This is a genomic window from Pseudomonas sp. MS19, assembly GCF_013277615.1.
Classification (GTDB): Bacteria; Pseudomonadota; Gammaproteobacteria; order Pseudomonadales; family Pseudomonadaceae; genus Aquipseudomonas; species Aquipseudomonas marincola.
On record NZ_VBTO01000013.1, the window covers coordinates 162356 to 185373 of the forward strand.

The 23018-nt window shown below is 56.0% G+C and carries 19 protein-coding genes; 9 read left to right on the forward strand and 10 right to left on the reverse strand.

What is annotated here, in order from left to right:
• Positions 1-67: 67 nt before the first annotated feature.
• A complete protein-coding gene (locus FEZ62_RS14100) occupies positions 68-859 on the reverse strand; it encodes an outer membrane protein OmpK (RefSeq protein ID WP_197737980.1) in 792 nt (263 codons plus the stop codon).
• A 354-nt stretch (positions 860-1213) separates the two neighbouring features.
• Positions 1214-2500 carry a homogentisate 1,2-dioxygenase gene (gene hmgA, locus FEZ62_RS14105; protein ID WP_172928313.1) on the reverse strand — a complete coding sequence of 429 codons (1287 nt, stop codon included), beginning with the start codon at positions 2498-2500 and terminating at the stop codon, positions 1214-1216.
• A 516-nt stretch (positions 2501-3016) separates the two neighbouring features.
• On the opposite strand from hmgA, the gene FEZ62_RS14110 reads away from it, so the two are divergent.
• Together FEZ62_RS14110 and FEZ62_RS14115 are read left to right on the forward strand one after the other, a co-directional pair.
• Positions 3017-3718, forward strand: coding sequence for a TolC family protein (locus FEZ62_RS14110; protein ID WP_172928315.1), 702 nt, complete (start codon positions 3017-3019; stop codon positions 3716-3718).
• A gap of 11 nt (positions 3719-3729) precedes the next feature.
• Positions 3730-5418: an Ig-like domain-containing protein gene (locus FEZ62_RS14115; RefSeq protein WP_172928317.1), complete on the forward strand. Its 1689-nt coding sequence runs from the start codon at positions 3730-3732 to the stop codon at positions 5416-5418.
• Between the two features lie 9 nt (positions 5419-5427).
• Here the strand turns inward: FEZ62_RS14115 and FEZ62_RS14120 are convergent, their stop codons facing one another.
• The 4 genes from FEZ62_RS14120 to FEZ62_RS14135 form a co-directional block, all read right to left on the reverse strand.
• Positions 5428-6213: a fumarylacetoacetate hydrolase family protein gene (locus FEZ62_RS14120; RefSeq protein WP_172928324.1), complete on the reverse strand. Its 786-nt coding sequence runs from the start codon at positions 6211-6213 to the stop codon at positions 5428-5430.
• The gene (gene hydA / locus FEZ62_RS14125; protein ID WP_172928326.1) at positions 6210-7649 is read right to left on the reverse strand and encodes a dihydropyrimidinase; all 1440 of its coding nucleotides are present in this window, start codon (positions 7647-7649) and stop codon (positions 6210-6212) included. The genes FEZ62_RS14120 and hydA overlap by 4 nt, the downstream gene beginning before the upstream one ends.
• Position 7650: 1 nt before the next feature.
• Positions 7651-8379 (reverse strand): aspartate/glutamate racemase family protein, encoded by a 729-nt coding sequence (locus tag FEZ62_RS14130; RefSeq protein WP_172928328.1) that lies wholly within the window; start codon positions 8377-8379, stop codon positions 7651-7653.
• Between the two features lie 253 nt (positions 8380-8632).
• Positions 8633-9310, reverse strand: a complete 678-nt coding sequence (locus tag FEZ62_RS14135) for a GntR family transcriptional regulator (RefSeq protein ID WP_201970346.1) — start codon at positions 9308-9310, stop codon at positions 8633-8635.
• Positions 9311-9642: 332 nt separating this feature from the next.
• Between FEZ62_RS14135 and FEZ62_RS14140 the strand changes: the two genes are divergently transcribed.
• Genes FEZ62_RS14140 through FEZ62_RS14155 form a run of 4 tightly spaced genes read left to right on the forward strand, consistent with a single transcriptional unit; the run spans position 9643 to position 13971 of the window.
• Positions 9643-10683, forward strand: coding sequence for a TRAP transporter substrate-binding protein (locus tag FEZ62_RS14140; RefSeq protein ID WP_172928330.1), 1041 nt, complete (start codon positions 9643-9645; stop codon positions 10681-10683).
• Positions 10684-10712: 29 nt separating this feature from the next.
• Positions 10713-11285, forward strand: coding sequence for a TRAP transporter small permease (locus tag FEZ62_RS14145; RefSeq protein ID WP_172928332.1), 573 nt, complete (start codon positions 10713-10715; stop codon positions 11283-11285).
• Positions 11282-12580 carry a TRAP transporter large permease subunit gene (locus FEZ62_RS14150; protein ID WP_172928334.1) on the forward strand — a complete coding sequence of 433 codons (1299 nt, stop codon included), beginning with the start codon at positions 11282-11284 and terminating at the stop codon, positions 12578-12580. Before FEZ62_RS14145 ends, FEZ62_RS14150 begins: the two co-directional genes overlap by 4 nt.
• Positions 12577-13971: an amidase gene (locus FEZ62_RS14155; protein WP_172928336.1), complete on the forward strand. Its 1395-nt coding sequence runs from the start codon at positions 12577-12579 to the stop codon at positions 13969-13971. The genes FEZ62_RS14150 and FEZ62_RS14155 overlap by 4 nt, the downstream gene beginning before the upstream one ends.
• Before the next feature lie 187 nt (positions 13972-14158).
• Here FEZ62_RS14155 and cysW read toward each other — a convergent pair whose 3' ends face one another.
• The 3 genes from cysW to cysP all read right to left on the reverse strand — a co-directional run bounded on the left by cysW (position 14159) and on the right by cysP (position 16919).
• The gene (cysW, locus tag FEZ62_RS14160) at positions 14159-14989 is read right to left on the reverse strand and encodes a sulfate ABC transporter permease subunit CysW (RefSeq protein ID WP_172928338.1); all 831 of its coding nucleotides are present in this window, start codon (positions 14987-14989) and stop codon (positions 14159-14161) included.
• Positions 14986-15834 carry a sulfate ABC transporter permease subunit CysT gene (gene cysT / locus FEZ62_RS14165; protein ID WP_197737958.1) on the reverse strand — a complete coding sequence of 283 codons (849 nt, stop codon included), beginning with the start codon at positions 15832-15834 and terminating at the stop codon, positions 14986-14988. The genes cysW and cysT overlap by 4 nt, the downstream gene beginning before the upstream one ends.
• A gap of 71 nt (positions 15835-15905) precedes the next feature.
• On the reverse strand, positions 15906-16919 hold the full coding sequence (cysP, locus tag FEZ62_RS14170; RefSeq protein WP_172928340.1) for a thiosulfate ABC transporter substrate-binding protein CysP: 1014 nt from the start codon (positions 16917-16919) through the stop codon (positions 15906-15908).
• Between the two features lie 591 nt (positions 16920-17510).
• Between cysP and FEZ62_RS14175 the strand changes: the two genes are divergently transcribed.
• Positions 17511-18500: a sulfate ABC transporter ATP-binding protein gene (locus tag FEZ62_RS14175; RefSeq protein ID WP_172928342.1), complete on the forward strand. Its 990-nt coding sequence runs from the start codon at positions 17511-17513 to the stop codon at positions 18498-18500.
• Positions 18501-18619: 119 nt separating this feature from the next.
• Here the strand turns inward: FEZ62_RS14175 and arcD are convergent, their stop codons facing one another.
• Positions 18620-20047: an arginine-ornithine antiporter gene (gene arcD, locus FEZ62_RS14180; protein ID WP_069899601.1), complete on the reverse strand. Its 1428-nt coding sequence runs from the start codon at positions 20045-20047 to the stop codon at positions 18620-18622.
• Positions 20048-20929: 882 nt separating this feature from the next.
• Here arcD and tssA point away from each other — a divergent pair.
• Complete coding sequence (gene tssA, locus FEZ62_RS14185; protein WP_172928350.1) at positions 20930-22486, forward strand: type VI secretion system protein TssA; 1557 nt, start codon at positions 20930-20932, stop codon at positions 22484-22486.
• Between the two features lie 29 nt (positions 22487-22515).
• Positions 22516-23016: a type VI secretion system contractile sheath small subunit gene (tssB, locus tag FEZ62_RS14190; protein ID WP_069899599.1), complete on the forward strand. Its 501-nt coding sequence runs from the start codon at positions 22516-22518 to the stop codon at positions 23014-23016.
• Positions 23017-23018: the final 2 nt, after the last annotated feature.

Genomic DNA, 23018 nt, shown 5'->3' on the forward strand with positions numbered 1-23018 from the left:
TGGGTGGTCTTTGAAAGCCGCGGGCCAACCTGCACTCAATGCAGCGTTGGCCTGTGGCCGGACTTACTTAGAAGTGCGCTTTTACGATGAAGTTGGTCGCGCTCTGGTTGGTGCCGTCAAGGATTTCACTGCCAACGAAACCGTCGTTGTCGATACCGTACTTGTCTTTCCAGTAGTCGTACTCGATACCCACGTACAGCTGCTTCTCGCCCCAGCTGAGCGCTTTACCCATGTCATATTTGATCTGTGGGTTGAAGTGCAGGTTGGCGTGGTAGGAGTCGTCGTTGTCCACAACCCAGTCCATGAAACCGTCGAACAGGATGTCGGAGTTGCCAACCGGAATGGTGTAGCTCCAGACCGGCGTAATCTGCCAGACGTTATCCCCATCGCGCTTGCCGTCAGTGGTGCGCAGATAAGTGTTCAACTGGAAGTAATCGAAACCGGGGATCGCCAGATCAACGGCTGGACCGATCAGGTAAGACTCAGTGTCGTCTTCGCCAAACTCGTACGTCATCGCAAGTAGGACGTCTGTTACCGGACCAAACTGGATCTTGCTGTTGAACAGCTTACCCATCGACAGGCGAGGAGAAAGTTCGCCGTAGAAAGTCTTCGAGTCGCCCGCGCCGTTTTCACCGTCATTGTAAGTAATGCCGTCAACGAAGAAGAACAGATCGCCCACGCTCCAACCACTGGCATGCTCAAACGTCAGCGTTTGCTGAGTGTCCGGGTCTACTTTGAAGTTTTCGCCGTACAGATAGGTGAGGCTGTTGTTTTGCCATTGCAGTAAGTCGCCCGCAACTGCTGCCTGGCCGCCCGCCAGAAGCCCGCCGGCCAACATCATGGTGGAGAGTGTACGCATCATTCGGTGTTGCTCCTGGTGTGCAGAATTATCGTTGTTAAACCTGTCTATTGGGTCAGGCTGCTGGGTCTAAAGCAAAATTAGCGCCAGATAAGCTAATTTTATATCGCCAGCCAAACAAACTGTTGTTGTTAAAAGGAAAAATAATTGCGCAGGGTTTTATATCCGCCCAGATTTGGCGGGTAGAGGGCGTCGATTCTGACTGAAAGGACAGCTTTGCCTCGAATTGGGGCGTATAGGTAGCGAATTGGGGCACAAAATGCGGCATTTCGAAGCACTGCCGCTCAATGCGCTGGCCAAGGCCTTGCGCGAGCCGGTCTGGATCACGCAAGGCCTGGCTTGATACGTAACCGTTTAAGGTTGCTCAGGGTTGAAGGTTTTCGCCATGTGGGCCCAGCAATCGTCGTAGTTGCTTTGCAATTGCGGCGCTTCCAGCGCGAAGCGGGTGGGCCGCAAAACACTGCAGGTTTCGAACATGAAAGCCATGGTGTTATCCAGCTTGTGCGGCTTCAAGTCTGCCGCAATGGCTTGCGTTGTGGTGGTGTTGTCCGGGCCGTGGGCACTCATGCAATTGTGCAGCGATACACCACCGGCGCTGAAACCCTCAGCTTTGGCATCGTAGCTGCCCTGGATCAAACCCATCATCTCGTTCATCAGGTTGCGGTGGAACCACGGTGGCCGGAACGTATTTTCGGCGACCATCCAGCGAGGCGGGAAAATCACAAAGTCCATATTGGCCTGCCCGGGCGTTACGCCGGGAGAGGTGAGTACGGTGAAAATTGACGGGTCCGGGTGATCGAAACTCACCGTGCCGATGGTGTTGAAGCGGCGCAGGTCATATTTGTACGGCACGTTATTGCCGTGCCAGGCCACTACATCGAGTGGCGAGTGATCCAGTTCGGTTGCCCACAGTTCGCCGAGAAACTTTTGCACCAACTGCGTGGGTTGGTCGATGTTCTCAAAGTGCGCGACTGGCGTCAGGAAGTCTCGTGGATTGGCCAGGCCGTTACTGCCAATCGGGCCCAGATCAGGCAGGCGCAGGGCGCACCCGTGGTTTTCACACAAGTAGCCGCGAGCAGTGGCGTCGAGCAGTTCGACACGGAACTTCATTCCGCGTGGGATTATCGCGATCTCCAGCGGCTCCACCTGCACAACGCCCAATTCCGTTACCAGGCGCAAACGACCTTGCTGCGGCACCAATAACCACTCGCCGTCTGCGTTCATCAGCACTCGCTGCATCGAGCAGTTGGCGCCGTACAAGTAAACGCTGACGCCGCTGGCTTTATCGGCCGCCTCGGTTGCGGCCATAAGCTGCAAACCTGCGATGAAGTCAGTGGGTTCTTCCGGCAGCTCAAACGGATTCCAGCGCAGCCGATTCGGCGTGACAGGCCCTAGCTGGCTGTTTGGCAGCTGTTGTTCAAGTCGCTTGAATGCCGGGTGATTGGCCGACGGCTTGATGCGATACATCCAGGTACGCCGCGCTTCTGCCCGTGGCACCGTGAATGCGGTGCCAGAAAGCAGTTCGCTGTACAGACCGTATGGCATTTTTTGCGGCGAATTCTGGCCAACAGGCAATGCGCCGGGAAGCGCTTCACTGCTGAACTCGTTGGCAAAGCCTGAGAGATATTGAAGAGTGGTCATTTTGAGTTTTTTTGTAATTGAATTACGAATATCGTAATGGCATGCCAAAAAGTGGTCAACCGGCAAATTAAATGGCCTGTTTCTGGGGGCTTTTTAAGTCAGGCGTTGGACGTTATGTTCGCTTGATGTGCCACTTTTGAGTTTGTTTTCGGCGAATATAGGCGAGCTTTTATAACAAATTAATTAGTGCCTAATTGTGCTTGCCAATTTGCCAATGAATTGTTCCTGTGCTGTTCTGACGTAATACATGTGACGACTTTCAATCATCTGAAATGCAGTTGGCAGCCAGTTCACTTGGCAGCATTTCACCCCGTCGCTAACACTTTCGAACAAGTGGCTTAGATGTAGATTCGCCTGTAGCAACGCTTGGTGGCCGTCTCGAACTGCTGATGCAGGAGGGGCAGGCGATTTCGCTGGGGAAGATCTGCTGTGTGCTTTGCGTAAGTGTTCATACGGTCTGTTGCGGCGGCAACGGGCGGCGCTTTAGGAGCAGATGCATCAATGGACAGTGTGCACATGCTTTCACTCAGGCACCGTAGAACTGCTTTAGCCATTTTATTGCTCAGCACTGCTATTGGTGGCTGCAGCGTCAAACCCGAATCATTGAGTGAGCAAGAGCGCCAACAGCGCGCTGATGACCTGTTGAAGCGTGTCGCCGCCCAGCAAGAGCCTGTCACCGGCCCCATCGACCTTTATTCGGCCATGGCCCGCGCCATCAAGTACAACCTCGATTACCGGGTGGAAATGATGGAACACGCGGTGCGTGTGCGGGAGCTGGACCTGAGCCGCTACGACATGTTGCCCCGGCTGGTCGGCACCCTCGATTACAACGGCCGCAGCAACGACTCCGGCGGCAGTAGCCGGTCCTTGTTAACGGGCCAGCAGTCCCTCGAACCGTCCACCTCCAGTGACCGTGAAGTGCTGGCCAGTGACTTGGCGCTGAGCTGGGATGTGCTCGACTTTGGCTTGTCGTATGTCCGCGCACAGCAAGCCGGTGACGCGGTCATGCTCGCCGAAGAGCGCAAACGCAAAGTCATCCAGCGGATTGTCGAAGATGTGCGCACAGCTTTTTGGCGTGCAGCCTGTGCCGAGCGCATGTTGGGCAAAACCCTGGAACTTGAACGCACCACCGAAGCGGCCTTGAAACAAGCAGAGGAGCAGGAGTCCAGCGGACTGACCCGACCGTTGGTGGCGCTGAGTTATGAGCTGTGGATATAGACGGCGGCGTGATGAGCATTCAGTCAATCAACGGCGTGGTGCTAACGCCAGGCAGTGCGCAGGTTATCCAGCTGACTAACACGGCGGGCGTGGTGACCGGCGCGATTAATATCGCCGCCGATGGCAGCCTGAGTTTTATGCCCGCGCCGCAGTTCAACGGCCCGCTGAGTTTCAGCTATGTGATCAGCAATGGCGTGGACACGGCCACCGCGACGATAAGCATTAATGTCACGCCGGTGAATGATCTGCCGGTTGCGCAGGACGATCCGTACACCACGCAGGAAGACACGCCGCTGGTGATTTCGCCGCTGCTCAATGACGTGGACATTGACGGCGATACGCTGCGGGTGCAGTCGATTAACGGCGTGGCGCTCACGCCCGGTGTGGCGCAGAGCATTGCGGTGCCAAACGGCAGCGTGAGCGTGGCTGCCAACGGCGCTCTGACGTTCATCCCCGCGCCTGATTTCAACGGCGTGACTCGATTCGCTTACGTGATCACTGATGACCAAGGCGGCACGGCCACGGCGGTTATTTCGATTACGGTGGTGGCGGTTAACGATCCGCCGGTTGCCGTGGCCGATGGCCCGATTACAACCACTGTCAACACGCCGACAACCGGCAATGTGCTGAACAACGACCGCGACCCGGATGGCGACCCGCTGCGGGTCAGCAGTTTTGCCGTCGATACCAACGGAGATGGCATCGCCGAACGTTTTAACGTACCGGATAATGGCGCGACCAGTACGCAACTGACCAGCGCCGATGGCACGTTGATTGGCACCCTGACTCTGGGCGCCGATGGCAGCTTTGTGTTGATTCCGGGGCCAGACTACAACGGCCCTGTGCCTGTGGTCAGTTATACGATTACCGACGGGCAGGCCTTTAGCACGAGCACGCTGAGTTTCACTGATCTGCTCAATCAGGACATCGTCCACCTTGAACCGCAAGCACCGGGTGCCAGCTTTACTCCCGGGCGGCAGTCACCGGATCATTCGGATTCACCGGCGTGGTTGAACCCGCCCGCAATTGAGGAGTTGGGGATCGATCAGCTTAATGATCTCAATGGTAATACTACGTTGTCGGGCGATGGTGCTGTGCTGGCAGCGGCCAATGGTGTGTCGTCATTGTTTGGCATCGACGAGCGCAGCCGTGGCAACAACGGTGATCTGGGCCTGTTCGGACACTTGCAGCAGAGCAGCGTGATCCAAGGCCGCGATGGCTATGATGCGGCGGCAGAGTCGGCCGCATCCGTGACCTCGCACGACGGCAAAGCCACGGTGCAGATGCATACGCACGGGCCTCGCGCATGGTTGGATGTGATCAACAAACTGGACGCTGAGCAGCAGCGGATCGTGCGTGCCCGTTTCAGTGCTGCCGATGGCGGGGCCTTGCCGGTGTGGGCGCGGGGCGATGGGCTAGGCCATTTATCGATGGACCGGCCTGCAAACGTAGATGGGATCGCGCTGCAATTACGCATTGAACGGGAAAATGGTGTTGTTGATCGTTACATGCTGGACATCAACTTCAACGCGTTCGAGGTGCAAATGCGCCCCATCAGCGGTGCATCCGGGCGCACTGGCGCGGCAATTGACAGCGTAGAGGCGCGGCCGCTGGCCTCACTGCCATTCGCCGAACAACTGATGCAAGCCAGTCGCGGCGAGTCGGCGGCCGATGCGGCTCTTATGCGAGCCCTGCGTTAGCAAGGCGGTTCAGGCGTTGGCGATATTCAGCGCGCCGCCGCCGAGCCCGTCGAAGCTGGCGCAGATGCGGTCGCCCGGTTGCGCCTCATACAATCCGGTCCAGGTGCCGGTGGTGATGACGTCGCCTGCGCGCAGCCCAGCCGGATATTGCTCGGCGACGTGATTGCACAACCACGGCAACAGACACAGCGGATCACCCAGCGGGTGACGCGAGTCCTTCAGTGCAACTGGCGCACCATTCACCTGTAATTGCACGCCACGCTGCGCGTAGTCGTCTTGCCAGCCTCCCGCAGTCGCATTGCCAAGAATCAGCCATCGATTCATCTGCTGGTCTGCCAGCCGAAACGTGGCTGGCAATTTTTGCCACGCCTGCGCCCGCACATCGCAGACTTCAATGGCGACAATGACCTCGGCAACCGCCGCCTTTATTTGCGCGGCATCGGTGCTTGCCGGCAAGTCGCGGGCCAAGCGAATGGCCAGTTCCACCTCAATGCCAAACAATGTGTGGCGTGCGCTCAGTGGCAACTGTGCAGGGCTTTCTGGCAAGCCATGAATAACCACCGCATCGGCAATCGGGGCGGCGGTGGGCAGTGATTCCTTACTGGCCGCGCCAATTTTCCAGGCGTGTGGACGGCCCTGCTCAAACCATTGCAACGCCTCACCCACTTGGTGCTGAATACGATATGCCGCCTGATTATCGGCCGGTGCCAGACGGGTAGCGGCTTCCTCGCTGAGCGGGGTTCCCGAACGCCACGCCTCTATCAGTGCGTCGTGCAGTTGTGGTGTGTTGGTCATGAGTGGTCCTTGCGGGTTTTCGGGTGCGCGGGTGTGGGTAAGTCGCACGGCAGGAACTGGCCCTTGCCAGCCTGCCCCGTGAACTCGCCGTCACGCCAGACGATTTCGCCGCGCAGCAGGGTAATCGCAGGCCAGGCGCTCACGGCTATGCCTTCATAAGGTGTGTAGTCGACGGCGTGGTGCAGATCGGTATTTTTGATCGTGCGCTCGAGGCCGGTGTCCCAGATCACCAGATCGGCGTCGGCGCCCACGGCGATAGAACCTTTGCGTGGATACAGCCCGTAGGTTTTCGCCGGGTTGGTGGACGTTAACGCGACAAACTGGCTCATCTCCAGCGGGCCATTGAGTACGCCGTGCGAGAACAGCAGCGGCAGGCGCGTTTCGACGCCGGGAATGCCGTTGGGAATCTTGTCGAAACTGGCGTCTGCGCCGGCCGCTTTCTTGCCGTCCGGGCCATCAAAACAGAAGGGCGCGTGGTCAGATGAGAACACCTGAAACAGCCCTGACTCAAGGCCGTCCCAAATCACTTGCTGGTTGGCTTTATCGCGCGGCGGCGGGCTGCAAATGCATTTCGCCCCATGGTTGTGTTCATCGTCTTCAAGGCCGAGATCTTCGGCGGTGAGGAACAGGTATTGCGGGCAGGTTTCGGCATAAATGCGCAGGCCCTGACCTTGCGCCCAGCGGATCTGCTCGACCGCTTCACGCCCCGAGACGTGAACAATCAAAATCGGTACATCGACCAACTCAGACAGGGCGATAGCGCGGTGCGTGGCTTCCCGCTCAACCAGCATCGGCCGCGATTGCGCGTGGTAGCGGGGCGCGGTTTTACCCTGCTTGAGCAGGCGCTCGGTGAGCCACGAAATACAGTCGGTGTTCTCGGCGTGGATCATCACCATCGCCCCTTCGGCGCGGGCGACGGCGAGCACGTCGATGATCTGCCGGTCGTTGAGCTTGAGATCATCGTAAGTCATGTAAATCTTGAACGAACTGTAGCCTTCGCGGATCAGCGCGGGCAGTTCAACGTCCAGCACATTGTCGGTCGGGTCCGCGACAATCAGGTGGAATGCATAGTCAACGCTGGCCTTGCCCTCGGCACGCTGGTGATAGTCCTCAACCGCTGCACGCAAACTCTGGCCTTTCTGCTGGCAAGCAAACGGGATCACCGTGGTGGTGCCGCCGCAGGCTGCCGAGCGGGTGCCAGTGAGAAAGTCATCGGCCATGCGCGAGCCGTCATTGGTCGGCTGGTCGAAATGGACATGCGCGTCGATACCGCCGGGTAACACCCAGCGACCTGCTGCATCAATTTCTTCTGCGCCTCCAGCAAGGTCGAGCCCAAGCGCGGCAATACGCCCCTGAATAATGCCGATGTCGGCATTGAAGGTGTCGGCCGCGGTGGCGCAACGGGCGTTGCGGATGACCAGATCGAATGCAGCCATGTTATTTGGCCTCCGCAAAGAAACGGCCCCAGCCGTTGATGGTTGTGGTGTCGATACCGCACATGCGCAGCATTTTCCAGACGACAGTGGCGGTGGTATCGATAACTGCGATGCCCAATTCGGCTTCCCATTCCTTAACCAGTGGTGTGGCTTGCAGATTGGTGCAGTAGGTGAGAATCGCAGCAGGGTTGGTCTTGGCCATATCCATGACCTGGCGGGTCAGGGTTTGTGCATCCACTTCGGCAAAGTCGAAATTCACACTGATATTCAGGTGCGACTCGTCCTTGCAGGCAAAGCCTGCGCTTGTGTAGTTGCTGATGATGCGTTGCTGCACATCGGCGGTGTAGGGCGAGACCAGGGCGAAGTCTTCGCGGCCCGTACGCTGGAGAATCTCATTCAGCGCAAGCACCGAGGTGGTAGCAGGAATACCGGTGGCTTCGGTGATGCGGCGGCACAGATTACGGTCGTGCTCAAACCCAAGCCAACCTGCGGCAGTGCCGCTCCAGCCGATCACATCGACGTGCGCATCGGCGAGCAACTTGGCCGCGGCGAGAATCTTGCTGTCATCGAACTGGCCGAGTGCCTGCTCGGCCAGCGATATTTCAGTCACCGTGAACCGTGAGAAGTGCGCCGTAACGCCTGGCACTTGGGCAACCATTGCGGAAGTGATGGGTTCCAGTGCGGTGTTGGAGGAGGGCGTCAGCACGCCGAGCCGAATACGTTTAGTCATTAATGAAGATCCGTTTATCTGCAGCCCAGCGCATGAGCCTGTTGGTTTGAATATATGTGCATCCATAATAAAAAACAAAATTGGATGCAATCTTGTAGTTTATCTAAGCAATATGCCTGCCAATAATTGCTCGGCGAGGTCAAGGCTGGAGGCGCGCAGGGGATTGAACGGCATGTGTTTCCTGTAGAAGTTGCCTCCGGGGCCGGGCAACTTCTGCAGGGCAGGTGTACGGGCTGGGCGGCTGGTGAATGGCTTAGCCGAACATCTGGTCCCAGTCGATATCGGGTTTGCTGTGGCCACCCAGGTTGAGTTCCTGCTCGACATGGTTGAGATGATGGAGCATCAGCTCAATGGCTTTATCGCTGTCTTTGGCGGTAATTGCTTCGACGATCTTGCTGTGCTCGTCTTCGGGGCAGGCCGGGGTTTGCGGCGAGTCGTACAAGGCAATGATCAGACAGGTAAGCGGACACAGTTCAGCCATCATCTTGCTGATGAAACTGTTGCCGGATACCTCGGCGAGAAGCATGTGGAATTCACCGGAAAGCTTGATGATTGCTCGCCGGTCGTGACGTGCGCGGGCCTCGGCTTCAAGCTTCAAATGCTGGTTGAGGCGGTCAATTTCGGCCTTGCCGGCCCGTTCAACGGTGTTGCGAATAACCTCGGGTTCGAGCAGGCGGCGCACGGCAAAAAGGTCGAGCGCTTCCTGTACGGTTGGGCTTGCCACAAAGGCGCCGCGGTTGGGCGTCAGGCGTACCAGGCCATCTTTGGCCAGCCGGGTTAATGCCTGGCGAATCTTGGTGCGGCTGACCCCGAACGCGCTGGCCAGTTTCTCCTCCGCAAGCTTGATGCCGGGAGGTAGCCGGTGCTCCATGATCGCGTTGACGATGCGGTCGGCAATTTCATTAATGCCCGGCTTGTTGGTTGATTCCACGATTCAGCCTCAATCAATTGTACAAAAATATTGTACCCAATAATTCTGAACAATGAGCAGTACCCCTCTCGCTGTCAAGTGACACAACACACTGCACTCATGCGGTGCCTCCTTCAGCGTCGCGCACCCTCGCGGTGCCAGTCTCATGCCCGGTACGTGATCACTTCAGGCAAGCAGCGAGCAGCCTTTCCCGCTACGCAGGGGTATACAGCTGATTGGCACAGTACCTGCAAAAGTTATTTCAAGAATGTACGCAATACATTTGAAAGTTATGTACTCACTTGCAGTTCGCTGACCCACAAAACAGCCAATCGTCCAGGAGTTTGCCCTTTATGAGAATCACCCCCCTCGTTGCCAGCTTGATCGCGACCCTTGCAATCAGCTCCGCTCAGGCGGATGAAGCGATCAAATGGAAGGCAATCGGCCAGCCGCTGGCAACCGGCCTGATCCAGAAGAACATCGAGCAGCCGTTCTTCGAGAACTTTGCTGAAAATACCGGGTTGCCGGTCACGGTGGACTACAAGCCAATCGACACCACCGGGATCAAAGACACCGAACAATTGCGTGTACTCAAGTCCGGCCTGTTCGATCTGGTTTCGATCCGCGCCTCGCAAAACTCGCGTGATGAACCGGCCTTGCTGGGGCTTGATCTGGTTGGCCTGAACCCAGACTACGAGACTGGTCGCAAGGTTGCAGATGCCTATTTCGATACCCTCGATCAGCGCCTGCAGAAGCAGTTTCGCGTCAAGCTGCTGGGCGTCTGGCCTTTCGGTCCGCAGATTCTCTTTTGCAAGTCGCCGGTTGCAAGCTTTGCCGATGTTAAGGGTTTGAAGGTGCGCGTATCGGATCAGAACCTTGCGCAGTTCGTTGAGTCCATCGGCGGGATTCCGGTGCCAATGAGCTTTGCTGAAACGCATCAGTCCCTTTCGCTCGGCGTGGTTGATTGCGCGATCACCGGCCCAAGCTCGGCCAACTCGGCAGGCTGGACAGAAATTGCCACAAGGCAGATTCCCCTCGGCGTGCAGATGGGCCTGAACGGCTACGGCATTTCTCTAAAGTCCTGGAACAAACTCGACGCCGGGCAGCAAGCCAAATTGCAGACAGCCTTCGACACCCTCAACAGCAAAATCTGGGCGTACTCCGAAGAGCTTTATAAGGATGCTCTGAACTGCAACGTTGGCGCGGAACCGTGCACCACTGGCAAGAAATACAAGCTGATCAGCGTTGAGCCCAGTGATGCCGATCGCCAGTTGCTCAAGGGCGCATTGCAGTCTATTTCGCTGCCGAACTGGGCCGCCGTATGCGACAAGGTCAACCCACAGTGCTCGGCTGACTGGAAAGCCAAGGTCGGTCCTGTTGTTGGCCTGAAGTAACCCAAACCATTCAGCGGAGGGCGATCATCATGTCGCGTATCGAAAACACGCTTGCAGCGATATTTGGCGGCATCTTTATCGCCCTGTCCGGCTGGATCAGCATCGAAGTGCTGGCGCGAAAGCTTCTTGGCGTCTCGTTGCAAGGCGCCAATGAGCTGGGCGGCTATGCCCTGGCAGTTGGGGCTACGCTGGCCTTCACGCTGGCTTTGTTCGGGCGTAATCACATTCGTGTGGATGTGTTCTATGAGCGCTTGTCGGCGGGCTGGCAAGCGGAGCTGAACTGGTTCTCCAGTGTGCTGATGGCCAGTTTTGCAGGCTTGTTGGGTTTGCTCAGTTGGGGCGTGGTGCGCGACACGCTGGACTATCAAAGCACTGCACAAACGCCGTGGGCAACGCCGCTGATTTATCCACAGAGCTTGTGGTTTGCCGGACAGGTGATTTTCATGCTGGTGGCTTTTGGTATGGCGGTTCGGTCGACGTACTTGCTGGTAAACCGCCGTATTAATGCGTTGAACCATGGCTTCAATCCACGCGGGGCCAAGGATGAACTGGCCGAGGAACTGGGCAACATCGAACAACGCAGCCAGGTGAAGCCGGTATGAGTGTCGTATTTGTACTGATCGCCTTTGTGGCGATGATTCTGCTGATGCTGGCAGGTCTGCCGATTGCTGTGGTGATGGCGGTTGTCGGCATTATTGGTGGTGTGCTGGCGTATGGCATGCCGTTTCTCGATTCGATTTCTCCGGTGGTGTGGGGCGTGCAGAACGATAATCTGCTGACCTCGATTCCACTGTTCGTTCTGCTAGGTGAAATTCTGCTGCGCGCCGGTATTGCCGACCGCATGTATTTGGCGTTGTCGGCGTGGATGGGACGTTTGCCCGGAGGCTTGCTGCATTCCAATATCGCCACTTGCGCGTTGTTCGCCGCCACTTCGGGATCGTCAGTGGCCACTGCTGCAACAGTCGGTACTGTGGCGTTACCATCTTTGCAGGCGCGCGGTTATGCAGTGGCGCCGTCGCTGGGCACGTTGGCGGCGGGCGGCACGCTGGGCATCCTGATTCCGCCGAGCGTCAACCTGATCATTTATGGCTCGCTGACCAATACCTCGATTGGCCAGTTGTTCATGGGCGGTATCGTTCCAGGTTTGCTGTTAAGCGGTTTGTTCATGTTGTTTATTGCGCTTACCCATTGCGGCGCTGAAAAAGCGGCGATGCGTGAAGCAAATGTGCCATTGGCTCTCAAGTTGCGTGCTTCGGTGCACCTGATTGCGCCTGTGGTGATTTTCGGCGTGGTCATGGGCAGCATCTACACCGGCCTTGCGACCACGACTGAATCGGCGGCGCTAGGCGTGATGGTAGCGCTGGGTTTTGCAGCTTCTGCGCGGGCGCTGAACTGGCCGACCCTGCGCACCTGCTTTATTCAGACGGCGCGGGTGTCCGGAATGATTCTGCTGATCATCACGTCGGCCTTCATCCTTAACCTGACCATCAGCTTGACGGGCGTTGCCGAGGACATGTCGGCGTGGGTCAATTCGCTTGGCCTCAGCGCCACGGCGTTCCTGTTGGTGCTGGTGGTGTTCTATCTGGTGCTGGGCATGTTCATGGACGTCTTGTCGATGCAGGTGGCGACAATTCCGATCACCTTCCCGATGGCCATCGCGCTGGGCATTGATCCGGTCTGGTTCGGGATCTTCGTGGTGCTGATGTGTGAGCTCGGCTTGATCACGCCACCGGTGGGCATGAACCTGTTTGTGGTGCACGGCATTCGCCCGGACAAAGGCAGCATGACGGATGTGATCCGTGGCGCGCTGCCGTACGCCGCGATCATGATGGTGTTCTCGCTGCTGCTTATAGCCATGCCGGATATCGTCACTTGGCTGCCGGGGAAGGCTGCATGAGCAAGCTATGGCAACTGGGCGCAGTCGAGTTGGCGCAAGGTTTTCGACAGGGCTTGTGGTCGCCGGTTGCGGCGCTCGAGTCGGTGCTTGAGCGTGTCGCCGAGGTCAACTCGCAAATCAATGCGCTTATCGCGCTGGCTCCTGATGCACATGCCGCTGCGCTGGCCAGTCAGGCGCGCTATGCCGCAGGTTGCCCGTTGAGCGAACTGGATGGCATCCCGATGACCATCAAGGACAATCTGTTGATGGCCGGTGTGCCCGCTACATGGGGATGCCCGGCGTTGGAAGATAATTTCGCGGCTGATGAATTGCCGGTGGCACGCTTGCGGGCCATGGGTGCGGTGCTGGTGGGAAAAACCAATGTGCCGGAGTTTACCCTTGAGGGTTACACCGGCAACGCCTTGTTTGGCACCACGCGCAATCCGTGGGATATCCAGCTCACGCCCGGCGGTTCCAGTGGCGGTGCGGTGGCGGCGGTGGCGGCGGGAATTGCGCCGTTGGCGCTGTGTACCGATGGCGGCGGCTCAATCCGTCGGCCTTGCGCGCACACCGGGCTGGTCGGTTTAAAGCCTTCAATCGGCGCGATTGCCCGGGGCGCAGGATTTCCCGGCTTGCTCTTGGACTTTGAAGTAGTCGGGCCGGTGGGGCGCAGCGTTGCCGACGTGCAGTTGATGTTCAGCTTGCTGTCTGGCGCTGATACCCGCGATCGCCGTTCATTGGCGCGGGTGCAAGCCAGGCGTCAATTGCAGCGAGTGCTCTATGTACAAACTCTCGATGGCGCGCCGGTAGGTCCGCAGGTGCGCTGCGCTACGGCCGAAGCTGCCGGCTTGCTTGAGCAGTTGGGCTGCACGGTTGTAACAGCCGAGCTGCCGATTGATCTGAGTGCTATGAATCGGGCTTGGCCTGAGATTGGTCAGATCGGTCTGGCTCATCTGTTTGCCAGTTATCCACAATGGCGCACTGGTGCGTCTGCGAAATATCAACAACTCGCCGACGCCGGGGAGCGCCTGCCGGCGAGCCGTTTATGGGCCATCATCGAGCAGGTCGAGGCGCTACGAGTCGCAGTTGACCGAATGTTTGCAGACTATGACGCACTGTTGATGCCTACGGCAGCCGCCTTGCCGTGGCCCGCCGAACAGGCTTATCCCGAGACCATTGATGGCCAGCCAGTCGGTCCGCGTGGCCATGCGATCTTCACTGGCTGGGTGAATGCTGCAGGTGTGCCGGCGATTAGCCTGCCGATTGCAGAGTCCCGCGAAGGGCTGCCGATAGGCATTCAATTAGTCGCGCCCATGGGCGCCGATAGCGATTTACTGGCGCTGGCAGCGCGTATCGAACAGGCGAGGCCTTGGCACTCTCGGTTTAATAAGTTGTGGCAGGCGGGTAGCTGAATGTTTGGCTGCTGTCGGTTATTAGCTCCCTTTACAGGCGCAGGCCAATCACACCAATTAACCTCAGGCTGCTCAGCTACAAACGGCGCAATGAAAGCCTTTGACCTGGGGCGCGACTAATCCGTCAGCCATAAAAAAGACGCCCGTGGGCGTCTTTTTCAATCTGCGATTACAGCGAATACCGGCTCTAGCTGGCCTCGGCGCGCTGCATCAAGGTGCGTTGGCGCCATTCCATGAAGGTTTTCAGCAGCAGTGTCAGCAATGCCATCATCGCCAGCAGTGCGGCGGCGGTAAACGCGGCAGCGGGTTTGTAGTCGTTGTTGAGCTGGTCAACCAGCAGCGGCAGGGTCAGCGTCTGGTTGATGATGGTGCCGGACACGACTGAAACTGCGCCGAACTCGCCCACCGCCCGTGCGTTGGTTACCACTACGCCATAGAGCAATGCCCACTTGATTTTCGGCAGGGTGATATTGCTGAAAATCTGCCAGCCGTTTGCGCCAAGGCACATGGCGGCGGTCTCTTCATCCTGGCCCTGAGCCTGCATCACCGGTATCAGAATACGCGCGACATAGGGCGCGGTAACGAAGACCGTGACCATGACAATGCCCGGCCAGGCAAACATCAACTGGATGTCTTGATCGTAGAGCCAGCGGCCCAGCGAGGATTCGATACCGTACACCACCAGATAGCAAAGGCCGGCCACCACGGGCGACACCGCGTAGGGAATGTCGATCACAGTGGTCAGCAGCTTGCGGCCGCGGAAGTCGTAGTGGGTTACGCACCAGGCCAGCAAAATGCCGAACACCAGATTAATTGGTACTGTCATGGCCGCAACCAGCAGCGTCAGGCCAATGGCGTGGATCATGTAATCTTCGTTGAGGTTGCCCCACAACAGGGCCAGACCGCCGGAAAACGCCTTACTGAAAATCAGCGCCAGCGGGATTAGCAGAATTAGCGTGACGAGGGTCAAGCCAAGGCCGATCAACAGCCACTGGTGCCAGTGTTGAGGTTTTTTCATTTGCCTTGCCGTTGCCATTTGAAGATTCGACCCTGCAGCACTTGCAGGCTGAACAGCAGTACCAGAGAGGCCAGCAGAATCACCGAGGCAATTGCTGCCGCCGCCGGATAGTTGAATTCCTGCAAGCGCACGAAAATCATCAGCGAGGACACTTCCGTCTTGAACGGAATGTTGCCGGCCAGCATGATCACCGCGCCAAACTCACCCAGGCTGCGAATGAATGACTGCGATGCGCCGGTCATCAACGCCGGTAATAGCGTTGGCAATACGACGTGGAAAAAAGTCTGCACGCGATTAGCGCCCAAGGTCCGGGCGGCCTCTTCGTATTCGTGTCCCATGTCTTGCAGCACTGGCTGCACGGTGCGCACCACGAAGGGCAGGCTGGTGAAAACCATTGCGATCAGAATGCCGGGATAGGCGTAGGCCAGTTTGATGCCCATCGGTTCAAGCCACATGCCCAGCCAGCCACTAGGTGCGAGCAGGGTGGCCAGGGTTAAACCTGCAACCGAGGTGGGCAGCGCGAATGGCAGGTCGATGAAAGCATCGACCAGGCGGCGGCCGGGGAAGTCATAGCGGGTGATGATCCAGGCCAGCAACATGCCGATCAATACGGTGGCGATCGTGGCGTAGAACGCGCCGCTGACCGTCACCTTGTAGCTCTGCACCACGCGCGGATCACTGATGGCCTGCCAGTATTGCGCCCAGCTCATGTCGCTGACATAAAGCAGCAGTGCCGACAGTGGGAACAGGATCACCAGAGAAATGTAAAACGTGCTGAAACCAAAGCTCAGGCCGAAGCCTGGCAGTACGGGTTTCTGCACAAAAAAGCGGGGAGTTGTAAGCACGCAAATGTCCCTGAATGCACAAGCCGCCATCATGGACGGCGGCCTGCTGTATTGCTCAAATCAAAGCGGTCTTAGCGACCTTCAGCCAGCAGTTGGTCGAGCACCCCATTGGAGTCGAAGTGCATGGCGGTGATGTCATCCCAGCTGCCGAGTACTTCTGTCGGGTTGATCAGGCGCACCTGCGGGAACTGGTCGGCGGTGGCTTTCACGACTTCCGGGTTGTGTACACGGTAGTTGTAAGTGGTCAGCAGTTGCTGGATGTCTTTGCTGTACTGGAAGTCCAGGTAGGCTTTGGCAACATCACGGGTGCCTTTAGAGTCGACAACCTTATCGACGATTGCCACCGGGAACTCGGCGAGAACGCTGACTGGCGGTACAACGATTTCGTATTCGCCGGACTTGAACTCTTCACCGTTGGCAATGTTCACCACTTCCGATTCGAAAGTCAGCAATACATCACCCTGGCCGTTCTGGGCAAAGGCGATGGTTGCGGCGCGACCGCCAGTTGGGAAGTTTTGTACGTTGTGCAGGATCTTGCCGACGAAGCTTTTGATTTTGGCTTCATCACCGGCGAACTTCTCGTTTGCATACAACCACGCGCCCAGGTAGCTATAGCGCGCGTTGCCCGAAGTTTTCGGGTTTGGGAACACCAGTTTCACATCGCTACGGGCCAGGTCGTCCCAGTTCTTGATGTTCTTTGGGTTGCCCTTGCGCACCAAAAATGCGGTGGTGCTGTAGTAAGGCGAGCTGTTGTTCGGGAACTGCTGTGCCCAGTCTTTACGTACCAGACCGCGCTTGGCGAGGATGTCGACGTCGGTTACCTGGTTGAAAGTAACGGTATCAACCTTTTTGCCTTGAATGATGTCTTGCGCCTGGCGCGAAGAACCGGCGAAAGACTGGTCGATCTTCAGCTCTTTACCGGTGTCGGCTTTCCACTTGGCGAGGAACTTAGGATTGATCTCGGCAAACAGTTCACGAGCGATGTCGTATGAAGCGTTGAGGATCGGCTTGTCGTCAGCCAGTGCAGATACGCTGCTCAACAGGCTGGTAGAGATAAGGCTGGCCAGAAGCAATTTCTTTAGCATGATGAAGACGTTCCTCGTCACTGAGCCCTGTGTTTAAGGCTCCATTTAATTTTTCTGGCACATCGGCCAACTTATGGGCGGTGATACTGCCTAAGTTTTTTATTCTTAAAAAGTAATTTTTTGAGCTATGTATATAACGATATCGAATTTTTAGGTGCGTTAACCTCGGTGCAGCGCCAAGGCAGCTTAATTGCTGCTCAACGGGCTCTGATCAGTCAGCTAGCTCGGCAACTGTTGGCCCGGTGTTTCGCTTGAGCCAGCATTATCCAAAGCCAAGAGTAAGGTCGCCGGCAGAGCGTAGATAGCGCGGCATCTTGATTTATATGCTAAAAACGAATATCAATGTTACTAAATGATATTTTTATGAATATAGGGCCGGCCCTATGATTCGCTCAACTTTTTAAAGGTTGCGCGTGTACCGGCTTTGTCAGGGTCTGATGACCTCTGTGCAGTCGTTATACGTCACCTGACCCGATACACTTACACCGCCTTATCAGCCTCCTTCCTTGGGCGCTGTTTCCCTGCTGTCATTATCGCTGCGGGATATGTACGAATTAACCGCCCGCGCCAGAAGGCTGAGGACGCAAGAACATGTCGATTGAAATCACCAACGTCAGTAAGAATTTTAATGCGTTCAAGGCGCTGAACGAGATCAACCTGAATATCAAAAGTGGCGAGCTAGTTGCGCTGCTGGGGCCATCCGGTTGCGGTAAAACCACGCTGTTGCGCATTATCGCCGGTCTGGAAACACCCGATAGCGGCTCTATTCAGTTCCACGGTGAAGATGTTTCCGAGCACGACGTGCGCGACCGTAATGTGGGGTTTGTATTCCAGCATTACGCCTTGTTCCGCCACATGACTGTATTCGACAACGTCGCATTCGGCTTACGCATGAAGCCAAAGCGCGAGCGCCCGAGCGAGACGGTCATCAAGCAAAAAGTGCACGAGCTGTTGGGTTTGGTGCAACTGGATTGGTTGTCGGATCGCTATCCTGAGCAGCTATCTGGTGGGCAACGCCAACGGATCGCTTTGGCCCGTGCGCTAGCTGTTGAGCCCAAGGTGTTGCTGCTGGACGAACCCTTCGGCGCGCTGGATGCCAAGGTGCGTAAAGAGTTGCGCCGCTGGCTGGCGCGCTTGCATGAAGAGGTTCATCTGACATCGGTGTTCGTTACGCACGATCAGGAGGAGGCGATGGAAGTTGCCGATCGGATCGTGGTCATGAATAAAGGTGTGATCGAGCAGATCGGCACACCGGCCGAGGTTTATGAAAAGCCTGCCAGCGACTTCGTTTACCACTTCCTCGGGGATGCGAACCGCCTGTATGTGGGTGAAGATCACCACGTGCTGTTCCGCCCGCATGAAGTGCATCTTTCGCGTGATGCCGAAACGGATCATCAGGCCGCTGAAGTGCGTGATATTCGCCCGCTCGGTGCAATCACCCGGGTGACCTTGAAGGTGGCTGGGCAAAGCGAATTGATTGAGGCCGAGGTGGCTAAAGATCACCTGAGCCTGGCCAATCTTAATCGTGGCGAGACCCTGTACTTCAAACCCAAGGCCGGGCAGCCGCAGGCTAATCAGTGATTGCTTAGCAGCACCCATGCCCAGTTGGCGCTGCAACTTGGGTGGTTAAGCGTAAGCTTTGCCACCCACGGCAAACACGCTGGGTGCCGAGACTTGATCGGCCCAGCGCCATTACCGGCTTACATCGTCAATATGCCCGTCTCCAAACCGTAGGCCGCGAAGCCTGCGCCTACCACTACCAGCACAAATACAGCCGTTTCTATCGGTGTGAACAATGCAGCGCGTTGTTCGCGCTTGGCTATCGCAAACAGCACCACTCCTGGTGCGTAGAGCAGTGCAGACAACAGCAGGTATTTGACGCCGCCTGCATAGAGCAGCCAGACCGCGTAGATTAATGCGATTGAACTGATACACAGGTCTTTGATCCGCTCCTTTGATTTGGCTTTGTAGGTTTCGCCGCGCCAGCTCAACAGAAAGGCATAGGCGGCTGACCACAGGTAAGGGACCAGAATCATTGATGAGGCGAGGTAAATCAGGCTGGTATAAGTGCCCGCCGAAAACAGGGTGATCAGCAGGAACAGCTGGATCATTACATTGGTCATCCACAATGCATTGATCGGGACCTGATTGGCGTTTTGCTTTTTCAGAAACGCCGGCATGGTGTTGTCCTGCGCGGTAGCAAACAGGATCTCGGCGCACAGCAACGCCCAGGAGAGCAGGGCGCCGAGCAAGGAAACGATCAGCCCGAGACTGATCAGAAGCGCGCCCCAGGGCCCAACGATATGTTCAAGTACCGAGGCCAGAGATGGGTTTTGTAATCCGGCCAGTTCTGGCTGAGTCATCACGCCCAGCGACAGCACGTTGACCAATACCAGCAACGCCAACACGCCGAGGAAGCCGATTACTGTTGCGCGGCCCACATCCGAGCGTTTTTGTGCGCGTGCCGAATAAACACTGGCGCCTTCGATGCCGATAAAAACGAACACGGTCACCAGCATCATGTTGCGCACCTGGTTCATCACGCTGCCGAAGTCCGGGTTTTCATAGCCCCAGATATCACGCGTGAAGATATCCATACTGAAGGCTATGGCGGCAATAACGATAAAGATCAGCAAGGGCACTACTTTGGCGATCGTCGTGACCAGATTGATGAAGGCTGCTTCCTTGATCCCGCGCGACACCAGAAAGTGCACGGCCCAAAGCAGAGCAGAAGAGGCTGCAATGGCGATGGGTGTATTACCCTCACCAAACACTGGAAAGAAGTAACCCAGCGTGCTGAACAACAGCACAAAGTAGCCGACGTTACCCAGCCAGGCGCTTATCCAGTAGCCCCAGGCCGATGAAAAGCCCATGTAGTCACCGAAGCCCGCCTTGGCATAGGCATACACCCCGGAGTTGAGTTCAGGTTTGCGGTTAGCCAGCACCTGAAACACAAATGCCAGGTTGAGCATGCCGACAGCTGTGATGGTCCAGCCGATCATGATGGCGCCGGCATCTGCCCGTTCGGCCATGTTCTGCGGTAAAGAGAAAATACCCCCACCAATCATCGACCCCACAACCAAAGCGATCAAGGCGCCAATCCGTAGTCTCTGTGCAGGCTCAGGCATGCTGCTTCCTTTCTCCGTAGTTGATGCTCAAACATCCAGCGAAACACCTTGGCGATGCGGTTAAGACATTTTGAAAAGCTCCAACCGTGACCGCATACATCGCTGCAAATTTTTCTCAAGCATAGCTTAAGCGGCGGTGGATCAAGGTTGCTTTAGTGCCCCTCAATCATCGTTCAGATCGTCTCGGTGCAAGCGGAAATAGGCTGAAGGTGGGCACTTAAGGAGCGCTTGGCCAATCGGTGCTAGTTAGTGAGTTCGTCTGAATCCGGGATTCGCCGATCCGAACGGCCAAGCACGGCCGTGATACGGCCTTGCCATGTGCCTCAGCAGAAAGGCCAGTCTGAATGAGTTCAGGGATGAAACAAACTATACGTACAGGTCGATATATTCCGCGTTACAAGGGCAATATTGATACATACCTGTAGTTGATTGGAAAGTAACTAATAAACAATGTAGTGGCTATTGCCGGTTGTTGTCGCATTGGCTTGATTAATTTGCACTTGTTAGAGTGAGCAAAAAGTTGCTCACTCTTGTTTGTTGTTCTCCAGTTATGTATTGAGGCGTAATTGCTGATGATAAGTAGCTTGTCGGGTGGATATGTACAGGTGTTGAGCAAGAAGTTGCATAATGCTTTGCAAGCTTTAAGTGAGTTAAGGTTAAGGGGTAGGTTGCTTTGTCGGGTGTATACGTGGTTATAGTGATTGCGCTTATTTAGTGGGTAGATTTGTTGGGATGTAAGTTGCTGTAGGGATTTTCTTTTGGTGCTTGTCACTAAACAAAACTGGTGTAAGTTTATATAGATTTAGATTTTTCGTTCGTATGGATGCGTCTGGCGCGAATTCTAAATGTTTGTGGATACAATTAAGCCGGAAGAACTGAGTGATGAGTAATGCCCGCAAGCTTTCCAGTTATTATATTCGCCTCGCGAAAACGCCAATATCTGAAAATGAATTCAGCGGTGAAGACGTACGCTTTACCAGCGAATATGAGGCCTTGGAGCGTGAGCTTGGTAAAGCCAATAGTATCCATGGTAATGGTCATGTTGACTGGCTCAAGGTGTTGGATGGGAGCGAGTTGTTATTACGTGAGCAGTCCAAGGATTTGCGTGTAGCTGTCTGGCTGACATGGGCGTTGCAGCAACGCGAGGCTTTACCCGGATTGCTGGCTGGGTTGGGCATGTTGCGAAATCTCTGTGAGCACCATTGGGACACCTTGCATCCGCTAAAGCTGCGTACCCGTTCTGCAGCTTTCAACTGGTTAGTGCCACGCATGGAAGGCGTCTTGAGTGAGACCGTGCCGGTCAAAGAACAGCTGCCTCTTTTCCGCCAGTTCGTGCTGCACCTCGAAGCGCTTGATTTGCTACTGACCAACCATCTGCAGGATGAAGCGCCGCTGCTGCTGCCGATTTGTCGGCGTCTGTCGGGCATGGTTGAGCGCGCCGCCAATGATCAGTTGGAGCCGACTTCGATTAGTGGTGTAGTCACTCAAGTGAAGCAGGCCGCCAGTCAGTTTTTGAGCCCTAACGCTGAGATCGACAACGAGAAAGATGCGCATAAGTCGCTGCGTAATCTGCAAGAGGGCGCGCGGCCACTGTGCGCATGGTGGCTGCGCCAGAAAGCCACGGATGTCCGGGCGCTGAAACTCAACAGAACCCTGCTTTGGCTGAATATTGATAGCTTGCCGGAATGCAACGCCGAACAGGTTACTGCGCTGCGTGGATTGCCTGCTGATAAACAAAAGAACTATCAGGAACGTCTTGAGCAAAAGCAGTATGCCGATCTGCTTGTCGAGCTTGAGGCCAGCATCGCGCGTTCACCGTTCTGGTTTGATGGTCAGCGCATGGTGTGGGAGTGCCTTGAAGGCCTGAATGCTCAGCTGGCAATGCGTGAAATTGAAATCCACTTTGCGCTGTTGCAACAGCGCCTGCCGAGTCTCATTGAGCTGCGCTTCCATGATGGCGAGCCGTTTGCCGATGAGCAAACTCGTGCCTGGATAAGTGCGCAGGTCAATCATCATCTGCAAGCCCCCAAAACCCAAGACCCGCAGCACACTGCTTATGTTGAAGAGCCTTGGGACATTGCGCTCGCCGATGCCTTGCCGGTGTTGCGTGATGAAGGCTTGAAAGCCGCCGTGAGGCTGCTCAATCAAGGCCTGCAAAGTGCGCAGGGCGGCCGCGCAATTTTTTTCTGGCAGCTGAGTCTGGCTCGGCTGTGTTTCTCGGCGAAAAAGTATGACTTGGTAAAAGTTCAGCTGGAAACTTTGGATCAGCAATTGTTGGTGTCAGGTTTAAATTCCTGGGAGCCAAACTTGGCGCTGGAAATTCTCCATTTGTTATACCGCTGCTGTGAACTGATGCCGCAGAGCAATGTTGTTCGTGAGTGTAAAGATGATGTTTATCGCAGACTTTGCCACCTCGATTTAGACGTGATACTCGAATAGACCCAAGGGTTAAACTCAGGAGATTTACCATGGCCAAAGAAGGCTCAATAGCACCCAAAGAACGGATTAATGTCACGTTTAAACCGGCGACTGGAAATGCTCAGGAAGATGTAGAGCTGCCTTTGAAATTGTTGGTGCTGGGTGACTTTATTCAGCGCGAAGATGAGCGCAAGGTAGAAGATCGCAAGCCAGTTGGTATTGATAAAGACTCATTTGATGAAGTGCTGGCCAAGCAGGAATTGAGCTTGACTCTTGGTGTACCCAATCAGTTGGATGAGAACGCCGAAGAGTTGGCGGTGAGTATCAATATCAACTCAATGAAAGATTTCAACCCGGCAAATCTGGTTGAGCAAATTCCCGAGCTGAAAAAGTTGATGGAGTTACGCGACGCACTTGTGGCTTTGAAAGGGCCGTTGGGCAATACACCGGCTTTTCGCAAGTCGATTGAAGGGGTGTTGAGTGACGATGAGTCGCGCGGGCGGGTTTTGGGTGAGCTGGGCATTAATCCGGCAGTCACTAAGGACGCTTAAAT